At 42.8% G+C, this 22,761-nt stretch carries 20 protein-coding genes; 11 read left to right on the top strand and 9 right to left on the bottom strand.

The features are described from left to right. The first annotated feature begins 583 nt into the window (after positions 1–583). The gene (mazG, locus tag ACESM0_RS03350) at positions 584–1,366 is read left to right on the top strand and encodes a nucleoside triphosphate pyrophosphohydrolase (RefSeq protein ID WP_372903633.1); all 783 of its coding nucleotides are present in this window, start codon (positions 584–586) and stop codon (positions 1,364–1,366) included. A 217-nt stretch (positions 1,367–1,583) separates the two neighbouring features. Then, complete coding sequence (locus ACESM0_RS03345; protein WP_372903631.1) at positions 1,584–2,753, top strand: citrate/2-methylcitrate synthase; 1,170 nt, start codon at positions 1,584–1,586, stop codon at positions 2,751–2,753. 140 nt (positions 2,754–2,893) lie between these two features. On the opposite strand, the gene ald is transcribed toward ACESM0_RS03345, so the two are convergent. From ald to ACESM0_RS03305, 8 genes are all read right to left on the bottom strand, one after another. Continuing rightward, positions 2,894–4,006, bottom strand: a complete 1,113-nt coding sequence (gene ald / locus ACESM0_RS03340; RefSeq protein ID WP_372903629.1) for an alanine dehydrogenase — start codon at positions 4,004–4,006, stop codon at positions 2,894–2,896. A 185-nt stretch (positions 4,007–4,191) separates the two neighbouring features. Next, positions 4,192–4,467, bottom strand: coding sequence for a hypothetical protein (locus tag ACESM0_RS03335; RefSeq protein WP_372903627.1), 276 nt, complete (start codon positions 4,465–4,467; stop codon positions 4,192–4,194). A 97-nt stretch (positions 4,468–4,564) separates the two neighbouring features. Beyond that, positions 4,565–5,296 (bottom strand): tRNA pseudouridine(38-40) synthase TruA, encoded by a 732-nt coding sequence (truA, locus tag ACESM0_RS03330; RefSeq protein ID WP_372903625.1) that lies wholly within the window; start codon positions 5,294–5,296, stop codon positions 4,565–4,567. A 17-nt stretch (positions 5,297–5,313) separates the two neighbouring features. Then, complete coding sequence (locus ACESM0_RS03325; RefSeq protein ID WP_372903623.1) at positions 5,314–6,054, bottom strand: hypothetical protein; 741 nt, start codon at positions 6,052–6,054, stop codon at positions 5,314–5,316. 15 nt (positions 6,055–6,069) lie between these two features. Next, positions 6,070–6,960: a bifunctional methylenetetrahydrofolate dehydrogenase/methenyltetrahydrofolate cyclohydrolase FolD gene (gene folD, locus ACESM0_RS03320; RefSeq protein WP_372903621.1), complete on the bottom strand. Its 891-nt coding sequence runs from the start codon at positions 6,958–6,960 to the stop codon at positions 6,070–6,072. A 36-nt stretch (positions 6,961–6,996) separates the two neighbouring features. Next, entirely contained in the window at positions 6,997–8,367 is a 1,371-nt protein-coding gene (locus ACESM0_RS03315; protein WP_372903619.1) for a sigma-54-dependent transcriptional regulator, read from the bottom strand. 3 nt (positions 8,368–8,370) lie between these two features. Continuing rightward, positions 8,371–9,726: a D-alanyl-D-alanine carboxypeptidase/D-alanyl-D-alanine-endopeptidase gene (gene dacB, locus ACESM0_RS03310; RefSeq protein WP_372903617.1), complete on the bottom strand. Its 1,356-nt coding sequence runs from the start codon at positions 9,724–9,726 to the stop codon at positions 8,371–8,373. Between the two features lie 125 nt (positions 9,727–9,851). After that, positions 9,852–10,322, bottom strand: coding sequence for a PTS sugar transporter subunit IIA (locus ACESM0_RS03305; protein ID WP_372903615.1), 471 nt, complete (start codon positions 10,320–10,322; stop codon positions 9,852–9,854). A 201-nt stretch (positions 10,323–10,523) separates the two neighbouring features. On the opposite strand from ACESM0_RS03305, the gene ACESM0_RS03300 reads away from it, so the two are divergent. The 7 genes from ACESM0_RS03300 to ACESM0_RS03270 all read left to right on the top strand — a co-directional run bounded on the left by ACESM0_RS03300 (position 10,524) and on the right by ACESM0_RS03270 (position 17,045). Further along, the gene (locus ACESM0_RS03300; RefSeq protein ID WP_372903613.1) at positions 10,524–11,186 is read left to right on the top strand and encodes a heme exporter protein CcmB; all 663 of its coding nucleotides are present in this window, start codon (positions 10,524–10,526) and stop codon (positions 11,184–11,186) included. A 20-nt stretch (positions 11,187–11,206) separates the two neighbouring features. Beyond that, positions 11,207–12,406, top strand: a complete 1,200-nt coding sequence (locus tag ACESM0_RS03295) for an ATP-binding protein (RefSeq protein ID WP_372903611.1) — start codon at positions 11,207–11,209, stop codon at positions 12,404–12,406. Positions 12,407–12,413: 7 nt separating this feature from the next. Then, positions 12,414–13,241 carry a diaminopimelate epimerase gene (dapF, locus tag ACESM0_RS03290; protein WP_372903609.1) on the top strand — a complete coding sequence of 276 codons (828 nt, stop codon included), beginning with the start codon at positions 12,414–12,416 and terminating at the stop codon, positions 13,239–13,241. 73 nt (positions 13,242–13,314) lie between these two features. Next, positions 13,315–14,553, top strand: a complete 1,239-nt coding sequence (locus ACESM0_RS03285; protein WP_372903607.1) for a type IX secretion system plug protein domain-containing protein — start codon at positions 13,315–13,317, stop codon at positions 14,551–14,553. Between the two features lie 46 nt (positions 14,554–14,599). Next, entirely contained in the window at positions 14,600–15,832 is a 1,233-nt protein-coding gene (locus tag ACESM0_RS03280) for a hypothetical protein (protein ID WP_372903605.1), read from the top strand. A 3-nt stretch (positions 15,833–15,835) separates the two neighbouring features. Beyond that, a complete protein-coding gene (locus ACESM0_RS03275; RefSeq protein ID WP_372903603.1) occupies positions 15,836–16,342 on the top strand; it encodes a hypothetical protein in 507 nt (168 codons plus the stop codon). Continuing rightward, positions 16,323–17,045: an SAM-dependent methyltransferase gene (locus ACESM0_RS03270; RefSeq protein WP_372903602.1), complete on the top strand. Its 723-nt coding sequence runs from the start codon at positions 16,323–16,325 to the stop codon at positions 17,043–17,045. Before ACESM0_RS03275 ends, ACESM0_RS03270 begins: the two co-directional genes overlap by 20 nt. A gap of 201 nt (positions 17,046–17,246) precedes the next feature. Here ACESM0_RS03270 and ACESM0_RS03265 read toward each other — a convergent pair whose 3' ends face one another. Continuing rightward, the gene (locus ACESM0_RS03265; protein ID WP_372903600.1) at positions 17,247–18,263 is read right to left on the bottom strand and encodes a PTS transporter subunit IIC; all 1,017 of its coding nucleotides are present in this window, start codon (positions 18,261–18,263) and stop codon (positions 17,247–17,249) included. A gap of 499 nt (positions 18,264–18,762) precedes the next feature. Between ACESM0_RS03265 and ACESM0_RS03260 the strand changes: the two genes are divergently transcribed. Together ACESM0_RS03260 and ACESM0_RS03255 are read left to right on the top strand one after the other, a co-directional pair. Further along, complete coding sequence (locus ACESM0_RS03260; RefSeq protein ID WP_372903598.1) at positions 18,763–21,753, top strand: SusC/RagA family TonB-linked outer membrane protein; 2,991 nt, start codon at positions 18,763–18,765, stop codon at positions 21,751–21,753. Positions 21,754–21,778: 25 nt separating this feature from the next. After that, positions 21,779–22,761, top strand: a 983-nt coding sequence (locus ACESM0_RS03255) for a RagB/SusD family nutrient uptake outer membrane protein (protein ID WP_372903596.1), incomplete at its 3' end; no start/stop codon positions are given.

Below are 22,761 nucleotides of genomic sequence, written 5' to 3'. Positions count from 1 at the left end.
CATACAAACAGTCCCGGATACCGGCTGATCCTGAATAACATCCTCTTCCCCGCTGCTGAGAAGAAAAAGAAGCAGACGTGATGCAGGCCGCAGGTTTCAAGCTAAATCAGGGATTGACACTTAGAGGATGCAGGTCTCAAGCTTCAAGTTAATTCAAAAATCACAACAATAATATATTGAAGCAATGACACCCACCGTCCGTTCGAGCCTGTCGAGAAAATAGGAATTCTCATTTCGGTGAACTGATTAGAAAACAATTTCTGATACTCCGCTATGAAAATCATCATCACCCGATTTCCGATATGTATTTCCTTGAGATTTCTTAGTGCTCATTGTGATTACCTTCGTGTTCGTAGTGGTTCAGAACTCTATCACTCCTAGGCCAAATTCCGGCGTGTTTTTCGCCGGTTCTCCTGACGAGTTAACAAGTTTTTGGCTTCAGGTACAATCGGCCTTTTTCACTTTTCACTTTTGCCCTTTCACTTCTCATGAATTACCTAAACCGCATTACATATATCCGGACTATCTTTCTATCTTCACTCACACATAGAATCTGCTCAACCTACAGACCGTAATTAGCCACATGAAGCCATCCCGTAAATTTGAAGATCTGGTCGAACTAATTTCCATACTCCGTGTAGAGTGTCCCTGGGACCGAAAACAGACTCACCACTCCATCAAAGACAATTTGATTGAAGAAGCTTATGAAGCCGTTGAGGCAATCGACAACGAGGATATGGAAGAGCTTCAAAAAGAGTTGGGAGACCTGCTTCTTCATGTTGTTTTTCAAACTAAAATGGCGTCAGAAACTGATCATTTTGAGATCGGAGATGTGATCTACAGCATTTCTGAAAAACTGATTCGCCGGCATCCGCATGTGTTCGGAAACACAGTAGCAGACGAGGAAAATCAGGTCGCGGCAAATTGGGAAGCCATCAAACTTGACGAGGGACGTGAATCTATTCTGGACGGTGTGCCAAAGCATCTGCCCGGTTTGATTCGTGCTCAGCGTATGCAGGAAAAAGCAGCGAATGTTGGTTTCGACTGGACAGAATGGAAACTCGCCTGGCATAAATTGAATGAGGAGATTGATGAATGGCGCGAGGCCGTAGAAAATCAAACTGCGAAAGAACAACAAGAAGAGTTTGGCGACCTGCTGTTTAGTTTGGTAAATGTAGGCCGTTTGATTGGACTAAATGCTGAAGATGCCATTCGCGGGGCTAACAAAAAGTTTACCCATAGATTTCAGCACATCGAAAAAAGCTTGAAAAACAAAAACCGCTCAATTGTTGATGCTTCATTGGAAGAGATGGATCAGCTTTGGGATGAAGCAAAGAGTAAATCAAGAAATGAGAGTGACTCTTAACAGACTTTTACCTCTTAAGTCACTTCTAAAAGCGCTTCTTTTTTTGTACTTTATCAGCACAAAAAAAAGAAAATTTCTGCGTGCCAGAGAAGATGACGCTCGCTGAACGATTTAATTTCATTAAGGTTATCCAATCTAGGAAACACGTTCAGCTTTTCAAGATGTGACATTACGCGACCGCAGGGATAATAATGTTAATTAAAAAGGACTACATATAATGGCGCAACATAACTTGGATAATATTGATAAAAACGAATATCCGCACATTAACAGGGGTTTAGACGGTATTGTTGCTTTTTCTACCACCAAAAGTTTTATTGACGGACAAAAGGGTGAACTCATCTACTCAGGGTATAACATTGATGTGCTTGCGGACAAGGCAACGTTCGAAGAGGTCTGTTTTTTGCTTTGGAACGACAGACTGCCCAAGAAGACCGAACTGGAAGATCTTAAGAATAAATTGATTGCACAGCGTGAACTACCCAAGCCGGTTCTGAACTATATTACTTCGACCAACAAAGAAGCGGAACCCATGTCTGTTTTAAGAACAGCTGTTTCCATGCTGGCAGATTTCGAAACAGAAAAAACAGGCGATAAGTCTAAAGACGATCGGAATCATGCCATTGCCATGACTGCGCAAATCCCAACGATTATTGCAGCTTTCGACAGAGCCCGAAAAGGTAAAGAGATCGTTTCCCCACTTAAGGAAGGAAGTACAGCATTTAATTTTCTATACATGCTTAACGGCAAAGAACCGGGCGAGGCTGCTGAGCAGACCATGGATCTCTGCCTTATTCTACATGCAGAGCATGGAATGAACGCTTCAACATTCACGTCCAGAACCATTTGTGCTACCGAATCAGATATGTTCTCAGCTGTTACCGGAGCAATCGGTGCATTGAAAGGTCCACTTCACGGTGGTGCAAATACAGCCGTAATGAACACTCTCCTTGAACTTGAAAAAGATGGCGAAAAAGCTGATGCCGTTGCTTTCACCAAGAAGAAACTTGAGAACAAGGAGAAGATGATGGGCTTTGGTCACAGAGTCTACAAAACATTTGATCCCCGCGCGGTTCACCTCAGAAAAATGTCGAAAAAACTTTCTGAAGAGACCGGACACGTAAAACTGTATGAATGGTCTGAAGACATGCTGAAAACCATGAAGGAAGAGAAAGACATTGATCCAAATGTGGATTTCTTCTCAGCTACGGTTTACTACTCTATCGGTATTCAGCCCGATCTTTTTACATGCATTTTCACGATGAGTCGAGTTAGCGGATGGTCTGCTCACTATATCGAACAGTCAGAAAATAACCGACTGGTTCGCCCAAGAGCACTCTATATCGGTGAAAAGAATCTTGAATGGACTCCTGTTGAAGAAAGATAGGCTAACGTTCATTTATTAATCTATTCAAGCCCTGTTGGAAATATTCTTACAGGGCTTTTTAATTTGAGGCAAACAAAAAAAACCCGGACCAAATAATTTGAACCGGGTTTTTTATGCAAGTTTTTTGAATGTGCAGTTTATTACATCACTTCTTCAACCGGAGTATATTCCATATCAAAAGCGTCTGCAACATATTTATAGACAATTTTACCGTCTGCGATATTGAGTCCCATCTTCAGTTCCGGATCATCATCCAGGGCTTTCTTCCACCCCTTTGTGGCAATCTGAGCAGCATATGGAAGTGTAACATTGGTAAGCCCCATCGTGGATGTATAGGGAACTGCTCCGGGCATGTTGGCTACACAGTAATGAACCACGTCATCAACTTCATAGATCGGATCATCATGAGTCGTTGCCTTCGACGTTTCGAAGCATCCGCCCTGATCGATGGCAACATCTACCATCACGGTTCCCGGCCTCATAAGTTTGAGCATATCCCTGCTAATCAGGTTTGGTGCTTTTGCTCCGGGTATGAGCACCGCGCCAATGATCAGATCGGTTGTTGGAAGCAGATTTCGAATAGCCCCTTCTGTTGAGAACTGAGTATCGATATTTTTTGGAAGTATTTCATCCAGGTATCGCAATCTGTTAGTATTAATATCCAGAATTGTTGTATTGGCTCCCATTCCTGCAGCTATTCTCGCGGCATTTACTCCTACAATGCCGCCACCGAGTACAATAACGTTGGCTGGTCTTACACCGGGAATTCCACCCATTAACACACCGCGTCCGCCAAATGTTTTCTCCAGGTACTTGGCTCCCTCCTGAGCCGCCATACGTCCTGCAACTTCACTCATAGGAACCAGCAGCGGGAGTGAACCGTCAGATTTTTCAACAGTTTCATAAGCAATAGCAATGCATTTTGATTCCTGAACTGCTTCGGTCAGCTCACGGCTGGCCGCAAAATGAAAATAGGTGAAGATGATCTGTCCTTCGCGCATGCGGGGATACTCTTCTTTGATCGGTTCTTTCACCTTCATGATCATTTCGGCTCTTTTCCAAACCTCTTCAACATCATCGACGATGGTAGCGCCGCTTTTCTTATACATTTCATCGGTAAAACCACTTCCCAGTCCTGCTCCTTTTTCAATAAGGACTTCGTGCCCTTTTTTTTTCAATTGAAGAACGCCCCCAGGTTGCAGAGAAACACGATTTTCAAGAGTTTTTATCTCTTTAGGTACTCCAATAATCATTTTATCACTTTTTTTTATTTAGTCTTTAAAATAGTCGCTTCAAAGGTAGGAAACTTTCTGCAAAAGACGAGGGAAAATCGTGTAAAAGCAAGCAAAAGAAAACGGCTAAGGAAGAAAATCGAAACGTATTGGCCGGCAATAAAATATTCAAAGAATGATGAGCAAAATAAACAGTATCACACTGCTTAATTCCTCTTTTTTTGAATAAGTTTTGCCCTTTTTATTCCGTCTGAGGTTAATTCTACGTGACCGTATAAATAAGGTCCGCCAATTGTAGACAGAATGATAAGATTCTTATCGCTGAGGTACTCCAGATAGTTCTTGATCTCCCTGCGATCCAGCTGAAGTGATTTGTTGAGCTCTTCTACTTCAATTCGATCTTTATCCGTCTTATCTGAGATTTGAAATGCTGTTAACAAAATACTGTCCAAAGTAGAATTAAAGCTCGAGCCAATTAACATACACTGATTTTGGTTAAACGTAACGCTCCTAAAATGGACTTCTGATCTTATAGAATCGTTAAATCAATGTTATCAATTTGTTAACAAGATGGTTTCATCAATAATATACCCCTGTGAGAATAAGCCCGGTAGCGGGCGCTGAAAATGCTTTTTGTCGAACCTCCTCCCCGGTCAACAAGCGATCAAACTCTTTTAAACCGTATTTCCCTGCCGAAACCTGAATCATACTTCCAGCCAAACGCCGAACCATATGCCGTAAAAACCGATTGCCTTCAATTTCATAAATCAGTCGCCCGTTCTTTTTACTCCATTTGCTTTTTGTAATTGAGCAGATTGTGGTTCCAAACTCTTCATCATTAGGAATGCAGAAATTGATAAAATCATGTTCTCCTTGAACTTTATCTGCACACTCATGTAACAAATTGATATTCGGCTCAAAAAAGTAACTCCAGACAAAATTCCGGTGCAGTGCTGTTGGTTTTGTTGAAACCTGATACTGATAGGCTCTTTTAACGGCTTTAAATCGTGCATGAAAATCTTGATCCACTTCAACTATTCCCTTCAAAACAACATCTCTTGGTAACAAACCTCTCATGGCCTGTTCTACTTTACCAATCGAATAGCGTTGGGGCAAATCCACATGTGCAGTTTGTGCAAGAGCATGAACACCTGAATCAGTGCGACCCTGGCCAATAATATTGATTTCTTCTTGATAGAACTTACTAAAGGCCTCTTCAATTACACCCTCCACCGTTCGGACATCCGGCTGCCTTTGCCACCCTTTAAAGTCTGTGCCCTCGAACTCAAATGTGAGTTTGTATCGCTTCATATTGAGACGCCGGTTATTTAAAAACGTATTTTGATTCGTGCGGCTGCACCTGAAATTCCTGAAACAGATCGGTCACTACGGGCTTCATTCATGACCGGGACAATGGTCAATTCAGATCTGCTTTGAGGTGTTGATTCAATTTCATTTTGAACTCTGTTATAAGCACTTATCGCACTGATCACTCGATTGACCACCATAATTCCGGCTAAGGCAGGTATTTGACTTCGGATACGATCAGAATCAGACCGCATATCACTGTATCGGTTTCTGGCCTCAGAATCCGGCCAGTTCCACCTGTTGTTTGGAGTATCTTCAATTAAACGATTCCAGTTACGCGTTCGAAGCTGATAGTCGTTGTATTCATCAAGCGAGTTAAAATCGGCCACAGCCAATCGAAAAGAGCGATCCCTGGAAGACAGGTCAATTCCGGCGTTGAGGTTGGTAAACGTTATGAAATCATTTTCGATTCTTTTTGCACGGATGTTAAATCCAAATATCGATCCAATGAGTACCGCATCAGCCCCCGCATGCACAGCGCCCCGGGTATTGTGTTGTTTCCCGGCATAGAAATGTCCCCATCCGGGAAATACAATTGATCGTACAAATGCTGCCGTTGGTGATTTTTGATTTTCATTAACTGATGAGTCTTCCTGAATTTGAAAATCTGAACTCTGTGCCGAAACCGTAGCTATTCCTGATACTGAAAAAAACAGTATTAAAATTGATATAACAGATATCAGGCGAGGCAGATCAAACATAAAATCTTTAGGTGATCAATCCGGATAGATCGATTTTTTAGCAGCCAAAAGCGTGTTCTTCATCAGCATGGCGACGGTCATAGGTCCTACACCGCCGGGGACCGGCGTAATCCAGCTGGCTTTATCTTTCAAACTCTCAAAATCACAGTCACCCGTCAATTTATATCCTCTGTCATTGGTCTCATCGGCTACACGGTTTATTCCGACATCGATAACAACGGCTCCCTCTTTTACCATTTCTGCCTTTATCAGATTCGGCTGGCCTGCGGCTACGACCAAAATATCAGCTGAAATCGTATGCTGAGTAATATCTTTGGTAAACTTATGGCAGATTGTAGTCGTTGCTTTACCGGCTGAGTTTTCACGGGACAGCATGATAGACATCGGGGTACCCACAATATTGCTTGCTCCGATTACTACAGCGTGTTTTCCTTTTGTAGGTATGCTGTAGTACTTAAACAGTTCAAAAATTCCGGCGGGTGTGCAAGATTTGAATGTCGGCTGATCGAGAGTTAAACGTCCAACATTCATCGGATGAAACCCATCCACATCCTTCCTGTGATCTATACTTTCGATCACGGCGTGGGATGAAAGGTGCGAGGGCAAAGGAAGCTGAACCAAAATTCCGTCAATCGAATCGTCATCGTTAAAACCTTGAATCACAGACTTCAGCTCTTTTGCAGAAACGGTATCGGGTAAATGGGTGGTATCCGTTTCAATCCCCACTTCTTTGCATGAACGGGTTTTTGCACGTATATAGGTTGATGAAGCCGGATCATTTCCCACCTGAAGAACTTTCAAAAACGGCCGGCGGTTTCCTGCTTTCACCCAGTTATCAACATCTTCCCTGATCTGTTCTTTCAGTTCTGAAGCTACCTTTTTCCCGTCAATTAATTTTGCAGACATAATGTACTAATTCTTTTTTCTTATTAGGTGAACCGATTAGCGCTCAATATCGTACTTCTTCAGCTTGTTGTAGATATGGCTTCTGCGTATCTCAATAGCTTCTGCCGTTGCGGATATATTCCAGTTATACTTTTCAAGTTTTTTGACCAGAAACAACTTTTCTGCCTCTTCCTTAAACGCCTGAAAACTTTCGAGGTCGTTTATCAGCTCTGAAACTGCTTTTTTTGAACTTTGATTTCCAACCACTAATCTCCGAACGTCGTCGGCAGTAATTTCATCCTCATGTGAAAGAATTGCAAGACGTTCCACCACATTCTGAAGTTCTCTGATATTTCCGGACCAGGAATGCTCTTTTAATGCAGAAATCGCTTCATCTGAAAAAGATTTATTGGCAAATACGATGTCTTTCTCTCCCAGTTCAGACAAAAACTGCCGAGCCAGAAGCGAAATATCCTCCTTCCTTTCGCGCAGAGGTGGAATGTGGATAGGAATGACGCTTAAACGATGAAATAGGTCCTCCCTGAACTCACCATCACTGATCGCTTTTTGCAGGTCCTTGTTTGTAGCTGATATAACCCTCACATCCACTTCTATATTTTCTGAACCTCCAACCCGCGTGATTTTATTTTCCTGCAGGGCACGAAGGACTTTAGCCTGTGCATCCGGACTCATATCGCCAATCTCATCCAGAAATAATGTACCGCCGTCGGCTTGTTCAAATTTTCCGATTCTCTGCTTTACAGCTCCCGTAAATGCCCCTTTTTCATGGCCAAAAAGTTCGCTCTCCAGCAGTTCAGTAGGGATAGCAGCGCAGTTTACATCAACAAATGGCTTTGATGCTCTTCTGCTCTGGCTGTGGATCGATCGAGCCACCAGCTCTTTTCCGGTACCGTTCTCTCCGGTAATGAGAACCCGGCTGTTGGTTGCAGCAATCTTTGTAATGGTGTCTTTAATTTTTTGGATCGGTGCACTCTCACCAATGATCTCTGATGCACCATGCAGCTTAGATCGAATCTGCTTGTTTTCACGTTCCAGTTCGCTGCTCTTCAAAGCGTTACGAACCGTAACAAGAAGGCGGTTCAGGTCAGGTGGTTTTTCCAGAAAATCGAATGCTCCCTTTTTTGTGGCATCAACTGCTATCTTGATGGTTCCATGACCTGAGATCATGATAACAGGCAGATCGGGCTTCGACTCCTTTATTTTTTCCAGGGTTTCGATACCATCCATTCCCTTCATTTTAATATCGAGGATAACCAGATCAATCTCTTTATCTGAAATGATTTCTATCGCTTCTGCACCATTTTCTGCCTCTTCAACTTCGTAGGATTCATATTCAAGTATATCCCGCAGAATATTTCTGATGCTCTTTTCATCATCTGTAATTAAAATCTGCGGCTGTTTACTCATCACTTAGTAGTTGTTGTGTAGAAATTCTAAAATTCTTTCATGTACCCAATCTACATGGGCTGTGGATGTTGTGTAGTTATTGGTTGCTATCGTTACGGAAAGCTGCTGGTTTGAGCTAGTTGTTAAATAACCGCTCAGCGTACGAACACCCGACATAAACCCGGATTTTCCGTAAAATTTTTCACTTACGTTACCATTTCTAAAACGATGCCCCAGCGTACCGTTTAATCCGCCAACAGACAGCGATTCATACATCGTGTCGAACCACGGTTTATCCTTTATAAAATTAAGATACAGATTTAAATCGGAAGCCCGAATCAGATTAGCCGGAGCAATTCCGGACGCGTCCCTTAATCTCACAACAGATGTATCTATGCCGGCAGAGTGCATAAAATCTTTAACCACTTGAAGACCAATCTCCGTACTGCCTTGAGTATTGTAAACGTAGCTACCCACTTTTTTGGTTAGCATTTCCGAGAATAAGTTATCGCTTTCGCGGTTCATCCAGGTTATCATCTTGTAAAGCGGCTCAGAGGTATGTGATGCCAGTTTTTCCATTCCCACCGTGTTCCATGAATAGTAATCACTTTCAACAATTAGCTGGCCCCGAACCCGAATCCCGCTATCTTCCAAATAGCGAGAAAATGTATCAATAAAATAAGTTGATGGTGACAGTACAGACAGGGGTTCAGTTTCGTAATATCCCTGAGGCAACGTGCTTCGAAGTATGATTGTATTTGTACCCAGCACTCTGCGGTACGACTCATTATACTTGGTTCCTGGCGGTGTAATGGTCTGCTGATTCAAAAACTCTACATACGGAGTGTTGAAAGGAAACCAGCGAATAGTGGGCTGTGAACCTACTGAGCCATCCGCTACAACTTCCAGGTCTACCACGTTAAAATTAAAAGAGAGTGCACTGATTTCCGGAGCATAGTAATAAGAGAGATCGTCCCACTCCCAACCGCGCGGATAGGGAACATCATCAAAAAGTCCGTCGTAAGCGATAATGCTGCCGTCGATCTGCTCAATTCCCAGTGAGTCGAGCACTTGGTACCACTCTTCAAATAAAAAAAGTGGGTCTTCATAAAATTCACCGTTAATCGATGGATCTCCGCTCCCCTCAATGATCAGATCACCAACCCATCTATTTCCGACAATCTCTCCCCTTCCGTACAGTGTTGTGGTAAAGCGGTAATCCTTACCCAACTGATCCAGAATAGCACCTGATGTAATCAGTTTAAGATTGGATGCGGGTCTGATTAAGTTATTTCCATTCAACTCCTCAAGTACTTTTCCGGAACTATCAGATACCTGAATAGCCCAAAATGCATCGTTTGCACGACTGCGGTCAATCATAAAGTCGATCTCTGAAGCGATCTGGGCTACTACTGTTTCATGATTCTGAATAAAAAAGAAGCATAGAAAAAGAAGTAATAACTTTGATTTTTGTGACACTTTTGCGCTCATCATAGGCGTGAATATCAGGTAGCAAAATAGCGTTGCTCTTCTTGATGGAACGCATCATAAATTTCTTCAGGCGTATCGCAGTCACTTAAAAGCTCACGAAAAGAGACGCTGTTCATCAATCTGGAAATTCTGCTTAACAATTTAATATGAATGGTATGTTTTGATTCAGGCCCAACAAGTAAAAAAACCATTTGTACGGGTTCGCCATCAATAGAATCATAATCGATCGGATTTTTGAGCTTCGCAAAGCTGGCGTAGTTTTCATCAATCGATTTTACTTTACCGTGTGGTATTGCAAGGCTTTTACCCACGCCTGTCGACATTATTTCTTCCCGTTCAAAAACCGAATCACGGATCTCTTTAAGCTGATCCGGCTCAACCTGATCTGACAATGACTGAATCATTTTTTCGAGCAGTTCTTTTTTAGATTTCACATCAAGATTTGCGAGAATTGTCGATTTGTCGAGTAGTGAATGAATATTCATATAAATGATTCAAGATCCGTTTTTTTGTACATCTGAATATAGGAAGCCTACCGCATACTCTTCAATAATATTCCTGTAGTGTATAAGATTATTTCATAAGACAATTTATACTGTACTGCTGTCGGTTTGCAGCCGTAAATTACTCTCTACTCTCTGTTAAATTTTTGTACCTTTAATGGCACGCAACGTCCCCGGTATTTTATGCTTAAATCATCCATTACAATTCTTAAGAAAGAGATCACGCAGGAACTTCGCACAAAGTATGCGATTAATACTCTTCTTGCATTTACGGGAGCTGCCCTGCTTTTGATTCTTTTTACACTGAGTGCCCAGCAGCTTGATCCTACTCCAAAAAGCGGGTTGGTTTGGATCGTCATTCTTTTTGCAGCCATGACCGGTATGATGAGGTCATTTGTGCAAGAGACAGAAAAAAAGACCTGGGAACTACTGCGACTCAATTCGGGAGCAACAGAAGTATATACCGGAAAATTGATCTATAATTTCCTGTTTCTGCTGATTCTGCATGTTTTCACATTCTTCTTCTACATTGTAATGATGAACATGACAATTGTTCATCTCCCATATTTTCTGCTGTCCATCATATTCGGTGCAGCAGGGCTATCATCAGTCACCACACTCGTTTCTGCAATGATTTCAAAAGCAGACCGTAAAGGAGCCGTGTTTTCTGTTTTGTGTATTCCACTTTTGGTGCCGCTGCTGCTTATTTTAACTCGCACAACCACAATGGCCCTGGTCGACGGCCCTGACGGTTCAGAACTGAATGATTTAGCCGCACTGATTGGATATTGCGGAACAACCATCGCAGCCGGTGTACTTCTTTTTGATTATATCTGGGATGAATAGACTTTAAATAAATAAGCCTGATGAGTTTTTTAAATAACAACATTTCGTTTGGAGATCGAAGATTAGTGGGCCAGTATGATGCCCGCGAAAAGCTGGAAAAGATTCTGAAAAGCGACCGTTTGAGTCACTCCTATCTTCTCACAGGACCCTCAGGTGTTGGCAAAACCGCGTTTGCATTGACTATGGCCGAGGCCATAAACGGTATTGATAACCTCACCGATTTAAAAGGAACCGCAGAATCAAAAAAATCGAGCTGGTTTGCCCATCCCGATATTCATCTCTTTATCCCATTTCCTTCAAAAGGAGAAAATGAAATTCAGCCGAGAATAGAGATGGTGGCTCAGGATCCCTACGAAATTGTAGACTTTGCCATACGCCCGGCTTTAAACAGTGAAAAGCTCTCTAAAAACCGCCGTGCATTTTATCCCATCGACTACTACCGATCTGATATTCAGCCGTTAATGAAGTATAATCCCAATGAAGGGAACCGTACGGTTGTAGTCATTACAGAGATAGACACAATGCGAAAAGAGGCGGCCAACGCCTTTTTAAAGTTCCTGGAAGAACCCTCGTCAAAATTGATTTTTATACTTACAGCTACCAATACAGATCAGCTGCTTCCCACAATTATTTCCAGATGTCAGCAAATACGCCTGAATCCCTTGCGTGAAGAAGAAATTCGAAATGGCCTGGTTCAGTACGATAACAAATCGGAAGAGGACGCCTCCTTTTTGGCAAGAATGGCTGATGGAAATTATGCTCTTGCCCGATATTTCGATGTTAACACCCTGAAGCAGACAAGAACTGAGATTATCGAATTTTTAAGGTTCTCCTATACTCAGGATGTGCCGGCCCTGCTTCAAATTATCAACGACTGGAACAGTAAGCTCAATACTGAAAACCAAATTGCCGTTTGTAACTCAATAGAACAGTTTTTACGGGATATTCTGGTTTATCGAGAGCAGAAAGACAGCCGGCTGATCACCAATGTAGATCAACTTGAGGTGATCAAAAAGTTCACGGCATCGATGAAAGATGCAAGAATAGTTGAGATGATTGAACACCTGCAGGACCTGAAACAACTGCTCTATCAGAATGTACAGCTGAAATATATTTTCACTACACTGTCGATGCGCTTTAGCAGCCTGATGCGTGGATTAGATCCGTTGATTGATGAAAAAGACGCGTGGAAACATCTTCCTGCACTCACTGAAATGTAAATGACGCATGGATAACAATACTTTACCGTTTATAAAGATGCAGGGAGCAGGCAACGATTTTATACTATTCGATAATCGCACGCTAAAAATCGAAGATGATGAACTTTCCGAAATCGCTCCGGTTCTTTGTGATCGAAAATTTGGTGTGGGCGGCGACGGTCTTATTGCTCTCTGCTACGATACGTCCAAAAAAGCAGACCTGGTGATGGTTTATAAAAACCCGGACGGCAGTGATGCCGGTATGTGCGGTAATGGAGCACGCTGTTTTGCCGCCTATGCTGTTACGCTGGGTTCACCCAGGTCCTTCAGTTTCCGTGTTCACGATAGGATTTACAAAGCCGTTGTTGATGATCAAAATGTGACGGTCTCTTTTCCGCTCCAAACCGTCGTTGTAGAAGAAAAAGTGGGATCAGAAGCCGTTTTAAACGTCTATACCAATACCGAACATGTAGTCTGTCCGGTTCAGCAGGATCAGCTTGAGGATGAAAAGCAGTTAATTACCGATGGCCGCTATCTGAGATACCACAATCACTACCAACCAAAAGGAACCAACGTGAATTTTATAGCCGGAGTGAATTCTGATGAACTGTGCCTGCAAACCTATGAGCGAGGAGTAGAGAATCTAACCCTTGCCTGCGGTACCGGAGCCATTGCCTCTGCTCTGGCATGGCACTACCTGCAGCAAAGCGGAGAAGGATCATTCAGCTACAACGTAAAAGTGAGAGGCGGTACCTTAAATATCCATTTCGATTTTGATGAAACATCCGGAAACTATCACAACATTAAGCTTGAAGGACCGGCAACTTTTGTTTTTGAAGGAAACTACTATCTGTAATATTCATTCATACAATCAACAGCTCTTGTGGGTTTTTATCTTGCCTCTCATTTTTTTCGTATTTAGTGGGTGCATGGGTATCGAACGGACATCATCCGAACGAACGGATAATCGAACCGGCTCAATCGAACACGAATTTACGCTGCCTCAGACTGTTGCCCCCAAAGATCCGATCTATTCTGTAGAGCTATTTCCTGATGATCAACCCAATGCAGCGCCGTTTCTGGAGCTAAACAGCAGTGATCAGCTCACACTTCGATTTGAATCCCTGGGATTTGATTCTCACTCTTATGAAATCTCATTTACACACCACAATCCCGACTGGTCTGAATCTGGTCTTTCTCCAGACCAATATTTCACCGGTTTTGGTCGTCACGAAATTCCCGGGGGTATAGTTAGTCGTTCTGCACAACCTTACTACCGGTCATACCCCTACCACTTTCCAAATCAAAATGTGGGATTCAGAGTCAGCGGAAATTATATGCTGCATGTTCACAACAAAGACACCGGAGAACTTGAATTCTCTCTCCCCTTTTTCGTCTATGAGAATGAGGGAACCGTTGCTTCTTCTGTAGAAACATTACGCTCTGCCAGATATTCACTGAGAGTCATGCATAGGCCTGTTAGTCGATATTTATTGCCGGAGTGGCTGGATCAGCCTCAGTTTGATCTCTCCTTCTATTACACTCAAAATCAGTTTTGGGGAAAGGCAAAAGAAGCCCAGGAGCTTGATTTTTCCGATCCGAATGAAGTACTGTTTGAACTCTCCCATGACCGCCCATTTATTGGCGATTACGAGTTCCGCGTCTTAAACATGAAAAACGTAGATCAGCTGAGCCAAACGGTTCTGGATATTGATAAAAGCAATGAACCATGGAAAGTTGTTTTAAGAGATGATGCAGAAGGTTTTAACCGACCGGTTTCAGTTGGGGCGCCTCAACAATTTGGTCCGGACCACTCAATGAACAGTAACTATTTAGATGTTCATTTCAGCCTGGATAGCGGAGGAGAATTAAATAACGGACAGGAAATTTATTTGGTCGGGGATTTCAATTCATGGAAATTGAATCAAAAATATCGAATGACTTATGATGAGCAGCTGAGCAGATGGGTCCAATCAGTAATTATGAAAGAGGGCACGTACCGGTATAAATATGTGTTGGTCCACAACAACAGAGTCGATGATCTTACGTTCGATACTCTATTTCCAGATACACGACAGGAATATCATGCCTTCGTCTATTTTCGCGATATCAATCAATTTTATCACCGGCTGCTTCAGGTAAACACATTTTATAAAGAGAGCAGATAGTACCTGCTTCATATTTGAGTCACAAAACTTTCTTTTATTCACATAAATGAGACTTTTAAAATTTATATCCGCATTTTTAGCAACAGCAGTTGTGTTGCTCGTTTTTGTAGTTGGCTTAAACTGGGGCGCATTTCAGACCTTTCTGGATAACCGAGAGGCCTTTATGGAAGGCTCGGAATGGGTACCTAAAACACAATCACTTCGCGGGTTGACGGAATATATTGAAGAGAATCCACAACATGCTTCCATCGCAAGTATCGTACTGGAACACCCCGACTCCACCCTCTACTTTCAGGCTGATATACCCAGGCCAATGGGATCGCTGTCTGACCTATTTCTGATGACAGCTTATGCTATCGAAATGGATAGAGGCTCAGTTGACGGCAATCAGTCTATAGCTCTGGATGAAATCAATGCGTTTCTGCTTCCGGAAGTAAATAATTCCATCCACAATGACGCCATTACGTATGCAGATCAAAACGGCTGGATCGACAATGGCAAGATTTCTATAAGTGATGCTCTTACCCTGCTCTCCTATTTTAATGATCCCGCACTGGCTGACTATTTATGGTGGAATTTACAGCCCTACGATTGGGAATCATTCAAACAGAAATTTGACCTTGATGTGACAGAAATGCCGCTTCCATATTCCGGTCTCTATCTGTCCATATCAGAAACGATAACGGACGAAAGTATTGATTCTCTGATCGATCAATGGGGAAATCGACGTGGTGAGTATCGATCTCATGTAATTGAATTGTCAGATCAATTTGTAAATGATGAGAGCTTAAGTAGAGATTGGAGTGAAGAGCTCGAAAATAACAGGCTGGGACGTTCTTTTATGGAAGAGCGGGATGCGTTGGAACTTTTCCCTAAAACCACTGCTTCAGAGGCGGTTTCCTTTTTGCGAAATCTCCGTAACAGCGACATGATATCAGAAGACTCTGCTGAAATGGTTTTAAACTGGATGAGAGCTCCATATCAGGACCGCTCAGAAATTACACGTGATTTTACCGATTACGGTGCTCTTTTTGATAATCGAATGGGACTTTTGAATGGTTTTGATTTTGGCACGCTGGTCTACACCGGTGAGACGAAAGTTCAGGCAATCTTTTTTGATCGGCTGCCGATTGGATTCTGGTTCCACATGTCAGGAACTCATATGCACCAGGATTTTCAACAACGGTTGGTATACGATCCTGCCCTGATCGACTTGATGGAAAAGGTTTCACTGAGAACTTCCCAAGACGAGTTTAACAATGATGTACAACCCAATTAAAAGATGAACAAATACTATTTTATTTACCTCATTTGGCTTCTGCCAATCTATTTTATCTATCAGTTCGGATACCAGACAACAACCTATTTTGGCATTCAGGATACATACGAAAATGGTGAAAGCTACATCGCAACCGTAACAGATTTTGATGTTAAACAGATCGCAGCTCAAACAAATGGATATGTTGTAATCCGGTTCACGACTTCTGAAGATGAGGTCATTGAGCGGCAGCTTGGACTACCTGTTCAGATGGCCCAGGTTATTATGGAATCGGAACTGATACCCATTCGGTATAACACCGACTCATTCAAACCTATTGTACTTATGCCTACCTATGAACTTCAGCAGAGCGTTATTAAAGTAAATCTGGGCGTCACGGCCATTGGGTTGATCGCAACCATTATTGTTGCCCTGTTCGGTTCAAGATACGCCTACAGGAAGATTAAGCATGGTGAAGAGGAATTGAAAATCGAACGAGTAGACAGGGATCATGAATACGAACAAGCATAAACTTTATCTGATACCAACACCCATCAGTAAACGAAAAAAAAATGTAGCCCTGCCTGAACACACTCTGGAGATCGTCAAATCACTGAACTGCTTTATTGTTGAAAAGCCTCAGACGACACAGAGTTTTTTACAATGGATCAAACACCCCACACCTCCCTATAAAATGACGATGAGGGTGCTGAATAAGAAGACACCCGATCAGGAAGTCTACAGTTTTCTGAAATTTTTGAAAGAGCAGGATGTGGGTTTAATGTCGGAAGCCGGTGCACCCGGAGTTGCTGACCCCGGTGCAAAGCTCGTAAAACTGGCTCATGACAATGATATTGAAGTCGTACCGCTGGTTGGACCTTCATCCATACTTATGGCGCTTATGGCTTCGGGTATGAATGGTCAATCATTCACATTCCATGGATATCTTTCGCTAAATGAAAGCAAGCGCGTGCAGGAGATTTCGGAGCTGGAACAGGAGTCGGCAAAAAAGAACAGGACCCAGATCTTTATGGAGACTCCCCATAGAAATGAGCAGCTATTTCAGTTGCTCTTGAATAAACTGCGCCCTTCAACCCGGCTCTGTATTGCATCCAACATCACCCAGAAAGATGAATTTATTCAAACTAAAACCGTTCATCACTGGAAGCAGACCGAAGAACCTGACCTGCATAAAAAGCCATGCCTTTTCCTGATCTACTCCGGAAACGGTTGATGAAGTAATAATGCAGGTTATTTGACGGTTATAAACTGATGATGGCCTTAAATAACAGCATAACCTAAATAATTTAGGTGTATAAATTTTATTGTTAGGTTTGTCTATTTATCTATACACCATTGTTTTATGTATTCTCATTTAAAATATTTATATAAAGAATATCACCTTCTGAGTTATTTTGGATATACCGTTGCAACTCTATCTAGATTCACTTCTTAAAAGCATATCTCCCTGCTTGATTAAGTTTTTTCTTCTGAGATAACCTGATGCCAAATAAGCCAGAATTGCCGGGCCGATGAAATGAAGAATTATAATGTAAGCCATCACCTGCCAGCTGAAACCCATCGAAGTAAACGTAAAGATCTGTCCAACAAAACCACTTGTCCCCATCCCAGCACCTTCCGGAGTATTCTCCATCATAAACACCATTGTAGACATTGGTGCAAGCAGTGCACCGGCTAATACCGGAGGAAGAAGGATAAGCGGGTTTTTGATGACATTCGCAATTTGGAGCATGGAAGTGCCTATCCCCTGGGCAATCAATCCGCCCACACCGTTCTCTCTGTAGCTGCTCACTGCAAATCCAATCATTTGAGCAGAGCAGCCTACGGTTGCGGCTCCGGCAGCCAGGCCATCCAGTCCAAGCATGATTGCTATCGCGGCACTTGAAATTGGAGCGGTAAGTGCCATCCCCATTAAAGATGCAACAAGCACACCCATAATAAACGGATGCTGATTAACAGACCAATTGATAAGTTCACCAAATGCCAGCATTCCGTCGTTGATAAATACACCTATATATTCAGCTGCAAAATAACCGACAAAAATGGTAACAAGCGGAGTTGCAATAATATCTATTTTTGTTGATCCCGATATCAGCTTTCCAAACTCGGTAGCCAGTACTGCCGCAATGTACGCCCCTGCCGGTCCACCGGCTGCAGCACCAAAAGCTCCCGCAACAGCAGAGGCAAACAGTACCAATGAGGGAGCCTTGAGTCCGTAGGCAATTGCCACGCCAATGGCCGGACCCATTAGATCCATTGCGGTTTGTCCAATGGTTATCAACATCTCGATATTGAGCTGCTCTCCTGCGGTTCTGATTATCAAACCAATAATCAGTGATGCAAAAAGACCCAGCGCCATGTAGGAAAGCGCCGTAATTGCATAAGTCTTTATCGAGGGTTCAATCCCTTTTCTTTTCAGAAATGATCTCATAAACCAATGTTATTATCATACAAAATGATGGTTCGATCAAGCGAGTCTAATTGAATAACATACTTAACTTTTCATTTTAGACGCTCAAAATGCTGCAATAATAGGGATAAAAAAGCACAGATTAATGCGCCTATTTCCATGACTACCTTCACTAACCTTAACACACAGCAAAGTAACTTTCACATAAAGCAAGATAAGAGAGTATTTTAGCTCCTTTTAGAGGGCACCCTGACATATCTGTCAATTATGGTCATTTTTAACGTAAGTTTAGGAAGATTTCGCAACTCTCTTTAAGGAATCTTCACAAAAAATTATTAGATTTAAAGACAAGATGTAAGCGTTTTCATAAAAACGTCTCATATATTGAAAATATCGGATAGCTATAGTGACTAATTGGAGACATTATCGGTATCTGGACGTATTGTGAAGTAATTAAAGCGCTTTCAAACCATAACTATTTTAATTCATTCCACTAATCAAAAATAAACAGGTAGATTTTATGAAGGTAAAACAGCTACTCAGCCTGCTGTTGATTATATTTTTCTGCTCGTATGCATTACCCGCGCATGCACAGTCTGAAATTACAGTCAGCGGTACGGTAACAGAACTAGAGACGGATGAGTCCCTTCCTGGTGTTAATATCACTGTGAAAGGCACTACCGACCGGGGTACAACAACAAACCTCGATGGAGAATACTCAATAAGTGTTAACGAAGATGATGTATTAGTTTTTTCTTACATCGGATTTGTAACCAGAGAAATTCCAGTTGACGGACGTGAGACAATTGATGTGCAAATGAGCACAGATGTTCAGGCTCTCTCCGAACTGGTTGTTATCGGTTATGGCGTTCAGGAGCGGGGCGACAATACCGGTTCTGTTAACGTTGTAAGTTCAAGAGACTTTAACTCGGGTGCTATTACATCACCTGAAGAACTTTTCCAGGGACGAACAGCCGGCGTTCAGGTTACATCCAACAGTGGTGCACCCGGAGCCGGAGCTACGATTCGTATTCGTGGAGGTTCTTCCCTCTCTGCCAGTAACAATCCACTTTATGTAGTAGACGGTATCCCCCTGGATGAGGGCGGTATTTCCGGTATGAGAAATCCTCTAAACTCCATCAACCCGAACGACATTGAGTCCATAACCGTACTTAAGGACGCTTCTGCAACCGCCATTTACGGTTCTCGTGCTTCTAACGGGGTTATTATTATTACCACAAAACGTGGCCAATTGGATCAGGATATTGAAGTAAACTATACCGGGCGATACTCTTATCAGACGAACACCGATCGAATTGATGTGCTTGGAGCGGATCAATTTGCTCAGTTTGTTCAAATTGGCGTTGATAATGGAAGTTTACCATCAGGCGCACTGAATGGCCTTGGCAACAGCCAAACCGATTGGCAGGACGAAATATTCAGAAACACTTTCAGCCAGGATCATAACATAAGTGTTAGTGGTGCTGCCGGAATACTACCCTATCGTGCATCTTTCGGTTTTTCAGGAAATCAAGGTGTATTGAGAACATCGTACAATGAACGGCTAACAGGATCTATTGCATTAAACCCATCCTTTTTGGATGATCAATTCAAAGTTGAAGTAAATGCGAGAGGTACCCGTGTAGACAACAGGTTTGCTGACCAGGGAGCCATTGCAACCGCTATCAGTTTTGACCCTACCCAATCGGTAATGTCTGACAATGAGCAGTTTGGCGGCTACACAGCCTGGTTGGACGGTGATGGAAATCCTATTCCAATTGCACCGGCTAACCCTGTTGCACTGATTGAACAGCGTCGTGATAAATCCACTGTTTACCGAATACTTGGTAATGCTAAGCTGGATTATAATCCATCATTTTTTGATGAACTAACGGCAACCTTAAACCTCGGTCTGGATTATTCCGACGTAGGCGACGGTAAAGTGTTAGTCAGTGACGAAGCTGCTTATGCATTTGATGGTCAGGGACTTTCCGGTACCCAAGCAGATTATGATCAGCGAAAAGAAAATGAACTGCTTGACTTCTACCTGAACTACAATACAGATATTGAGTCAATCGAAAGCCGACTTGATTTAACAGCCGGTTACTCATGGGAACATCACTTTGAAGAGGGATCAAACTACTCAACAAACTTCGATCGTTCTCAGGCAGTTCGGGTTGATTCTGATACCGATTACGCAACAGAGTATTACATAACCTCTTTCTTTGGCCGTGCCAACTACACATTGAAAGACAAATACCTGCTTACAGGTACTCTGCGTTACGATGGTACATCCAGATTCTCTGAAGATAACCGCTGGGGACTCTTCCCTTCTTTCGCAGTTGCATGGCAAATGCATGAAGAAGGGTTTATGGAACAGTTCGAAAACGTTAATGAACTGAAACTGAGGCTTGGTTACGGTGTCACAGGTCAGCAAAATATTGGGCAGGGTAACTATCCTTATCTACCTCAGTACACCTTTAGTGAAGACGATGCTCGATATTCTTTTGGAAACGAATGGATTACAACCCTTAGACCCGAAGGATATAACTCAGAGCTGAAGTGGGAAGAGACCACTACTTACAATGCGGCCTTGGACTACAGCTTACTGGATGAACGGTTCTTTGGTTCTATTGAATATTTCCTGCGTGAAACCGACGATCTCTTAAACGTGGTACCGGTACCTGCAGGATCCAACTTCACAAACCGAATCCTTTCCAACGTCGGTTCTCTTGAAGTACAAGGTGTCGAATTTGATATCACGTCCAGAATTCTGTCCACGGAGGACACATACTGGCAGGTATCTTTTAACGCTACCTACACAATTGATGAGATCACGAAACTGACAACAGCTGATGATCCTACCTATGTAGGTGTTGAAGTTGGCGGAATTGCCGGCGGTACCGGTAATACCGTTCAGGTTCACAGCGTGGGCTCCCCTCGAAACTCATTCTATGTGTACGAGCAGGTTTACAACGACTTAGGTGCGCCTATTGAAGGACTGTTCGTAGACAGAAATGGCGATGGTGTGATTGACGAAGATGATAAATACCGACTTGAAAGTCCTAATCCGGACTACACATTCGGTCTCTCTTCCCGTTTCGAACACAAGCAGTGGGATGCTTCATTCTCTGCCCGGGCAAGCTTCGGCAACTATGTCTACAACAACGTAGCATCAGACAGAGGTTTCTATGATTCAGTTTATAACACTGCCGGATTTGTATCAAATCCTACAGAGTTTATTTACGAAACTGGATTCGAAACCGCCCAATATCGATCAGATCACTACGTTGAAGATGCATCATTTGTAAGACTGGACAACGTATCCCTCGGTTATACATTCGACGGCCTGTTTGATCTTGTCTCATCTGCAAGAGTATCTGCTACAGTACAAAACGTATTTACGGTTACGGAGTACAGCGGGCAGGATCCAGAGGTTTTTGGAGGTATTGATTTCAATCTCTATCCAAGACCCCGCACCTTCTTGTTGGGACTCAATCTCAACTTTTAATTGAAACACCTTAATCTTGACGATTATGTTAAATAACAAATTTAAAATATTAGCACTGGCACTCATCGCGCTGACGGTTGCGTTCACAACGTCTTGTATAGACGACCTGAACACTTCTCCGATCGATGATGATATAGTCACATCTGAAAATGTGTACGATACTCCTGATGATTTCCGTCAGGTTTTAGCGAAATTATATGCGGGTTTTGCCGCAACCGGACAGGAAGGTCCTGCCGGTAATGCCGATATACAGGGTATTGATGAGGGCTTTTCCAGCTACATTCGTCAACTCTGGGTTCATCAGGTTATCACTACAGATGAAGCTGTTGTGGGCTGGGCTGACGAAGGATTACCGGAATTCAATTTCCATTCATGGGGTGCTTCCAACGACTTCGTTATGGGAATGTATAGCCGTATCTACTACGAAATAGCTCTTACAAACGAGTTTATTCGTGAAGCTCAGCAGCGAGATGAAGGCGTTATTAACGCGATGCAGGCTGAAGCACGATTCCTTCGTGCACTCAGTTACTGGCACGCCCTGGATCTTTTTGGCGGGAATGTACCTTTTGTAACTGAAGACGATCCAATTGGTGCGTTTATGCCCGAGCCTACCAATGCAGATGATCTGTTCGCATATATTGAGAGCGAATTGCTCGACATTACGGACGACCTCGCTGCACCCGGTAGTAATGAATATGGACGAGCCGATCGCGGAGCTGCTTGGACACTTCTCTCCAAACTCTATCTCAATGCGGAAGTTTATATTGGTCAAGACCGTTACGACGATGCACTCACCTACGCCGAAAGAGTGATCAATGAAGGCGGCTACGAACTGGCCGACAATTACGATAACCTCTTTCTTGCGGATAACGACGCCAACGAGGCAAGCTCTGAAATCATCTTTCCTATTCTTTTTGATGGAGAAAATCTTCAAACATTTGGCGGCACCAACTTCATTATCCACGCTGCCATTGGCGGAAACATGAGCGCTGGTGACTTTGGTATGGA

It is taken from the genome of Rhodohalobacter sp. (assembly GCF_041686455.1).
Lineage (GTDB): Bacteria > Bacteroidota > Rhodothermia > Balneolales > Balneolaceae > Rhodohalobacter.
This window is presented reverse-complemented; position numbering and strand designations above follow the sequence as displayed.

Coding starts and splice junctions, on each gene's coding strand:
- mazG (WP_372903633.1), top strand. CDS start 584: ATGAAGCCATCCCGTAAATTTGAAGATCTGGTCGAACTAATTTCCATA.
- ACESM0_RS03345 (WP_372903631.1), top strand. CDS start 1,584: ATGGCGCAACATAACTTGGATAATATTGATAAAAACGAATATCCGCAC.
- ald (WP_372903629.1), bottom strand. CDS start 4,006: ATGATTATTGGAGTACCTAAAGAGATAAAAACTCTTGAAAATCGTGTT.
- ACESM0_RS03335 (WP_372903627.1), bottom strand. CDS start 4,467: ATGTTAATTGGCTCGAGCTTTAATTCTACTTTGGACAGTATTTTGTTA.
- truA (WP_372903625.1), bottom strand. CDS start 5,296: ATGAAGCGATACAAACTCACATTTGAGTTCGAGGGCACAGACTTTAAA.
- ACESM0_RS03325 (WP_372903623.1), bottom strand. CDS start 6,054: ATGTTTGATCTGCCTCGCCTGATATCTGTTATATCAATTTTAATACTG.
- folD (WP_372903621.1), bottom strand. CDS start 6,960: ATGTCTGCAAAATTAATTGACGGGAAAAAGGTAGCTTCAGAACTGAAA.
- ACESM0_RS03315 (WP_372903619.1), bottom strand. CDS start 8,367: ATGAGTAAACAGCCGCAGATTTTAATTACAGATGATGAAAAGAGCATC.
- dacB (WP_372903617.1), bottom strand. CDS start 9,726: ATGATTGACCGCAGTCGTGCAAACGATGCATTTTGGGCTATTCAGGTA.
- ACESM0_RS03305 (WP_372903615.1), bottom strand. CDS start 10,322: ATGAATATTCATTCACTACTCGACAAATCGACAATTCTCGCAAATCTT.
- ACESM0_RS03300 (WP_372903613.1), top strand. CDS start 10,524: ATGCTTAAATCATCCATTACAATTCTTAAGAAAGAGATCACGCAGGAA.
- ACESM0_RS03295 (WP_372903611.1), top strand. CDS start 11,207: ATGAGTTTTTTAAATAACAACATTTCGTTTGGAGATCGAAGATTAGTG.
- dapF (WP_372903609.1), top strand. CDS start 12,414: ATGGATAACAATACTTTACCGTTTATAAAGATGCAGGGAGCAGGCAAC.
- ACESM0_RS03285 (WP_372903607.1), top strand. CDS start 13,315: ATGGGTATCGAACGGACATCATCCGAACGAACGGATAATCGAACCGGC.
- ACESM0_RS03280 (WP_372903605.1), top strand. CDS start 14,600: ATGAGACTTTTAAAATTTATATCCGCATTTTTAGCAACAGCAGTTGTG.
- ACESM0_RS03275 (WP_372903603.1), top strand. CDS start 15,836: ATGAACAAATACTATTTTATTTACCTCATTTGGCTTCTGCCAATCTAT.
- ACESM0_RS03270 (WP_372903602.1), top strand. CDS start 16,323: ATGAATACGAACAAGCATAAACTTTATCTGATACCAACACCCATCAGT.
- ACESM0_RS03265 (WP_372903600.1), bottom strand. CDS start 18,263: ATGAGATCATTTCTGAAAAGAAAAGGGATTGAACCCTCGATAAAGACT.
- ACESM0_RS03260 (WP_372903598.1), top strand. CDS start 18,763: ATGAAGGTAAAACAGCTACTCAGCCTGCTGTTGATTATATTTTTCTGC.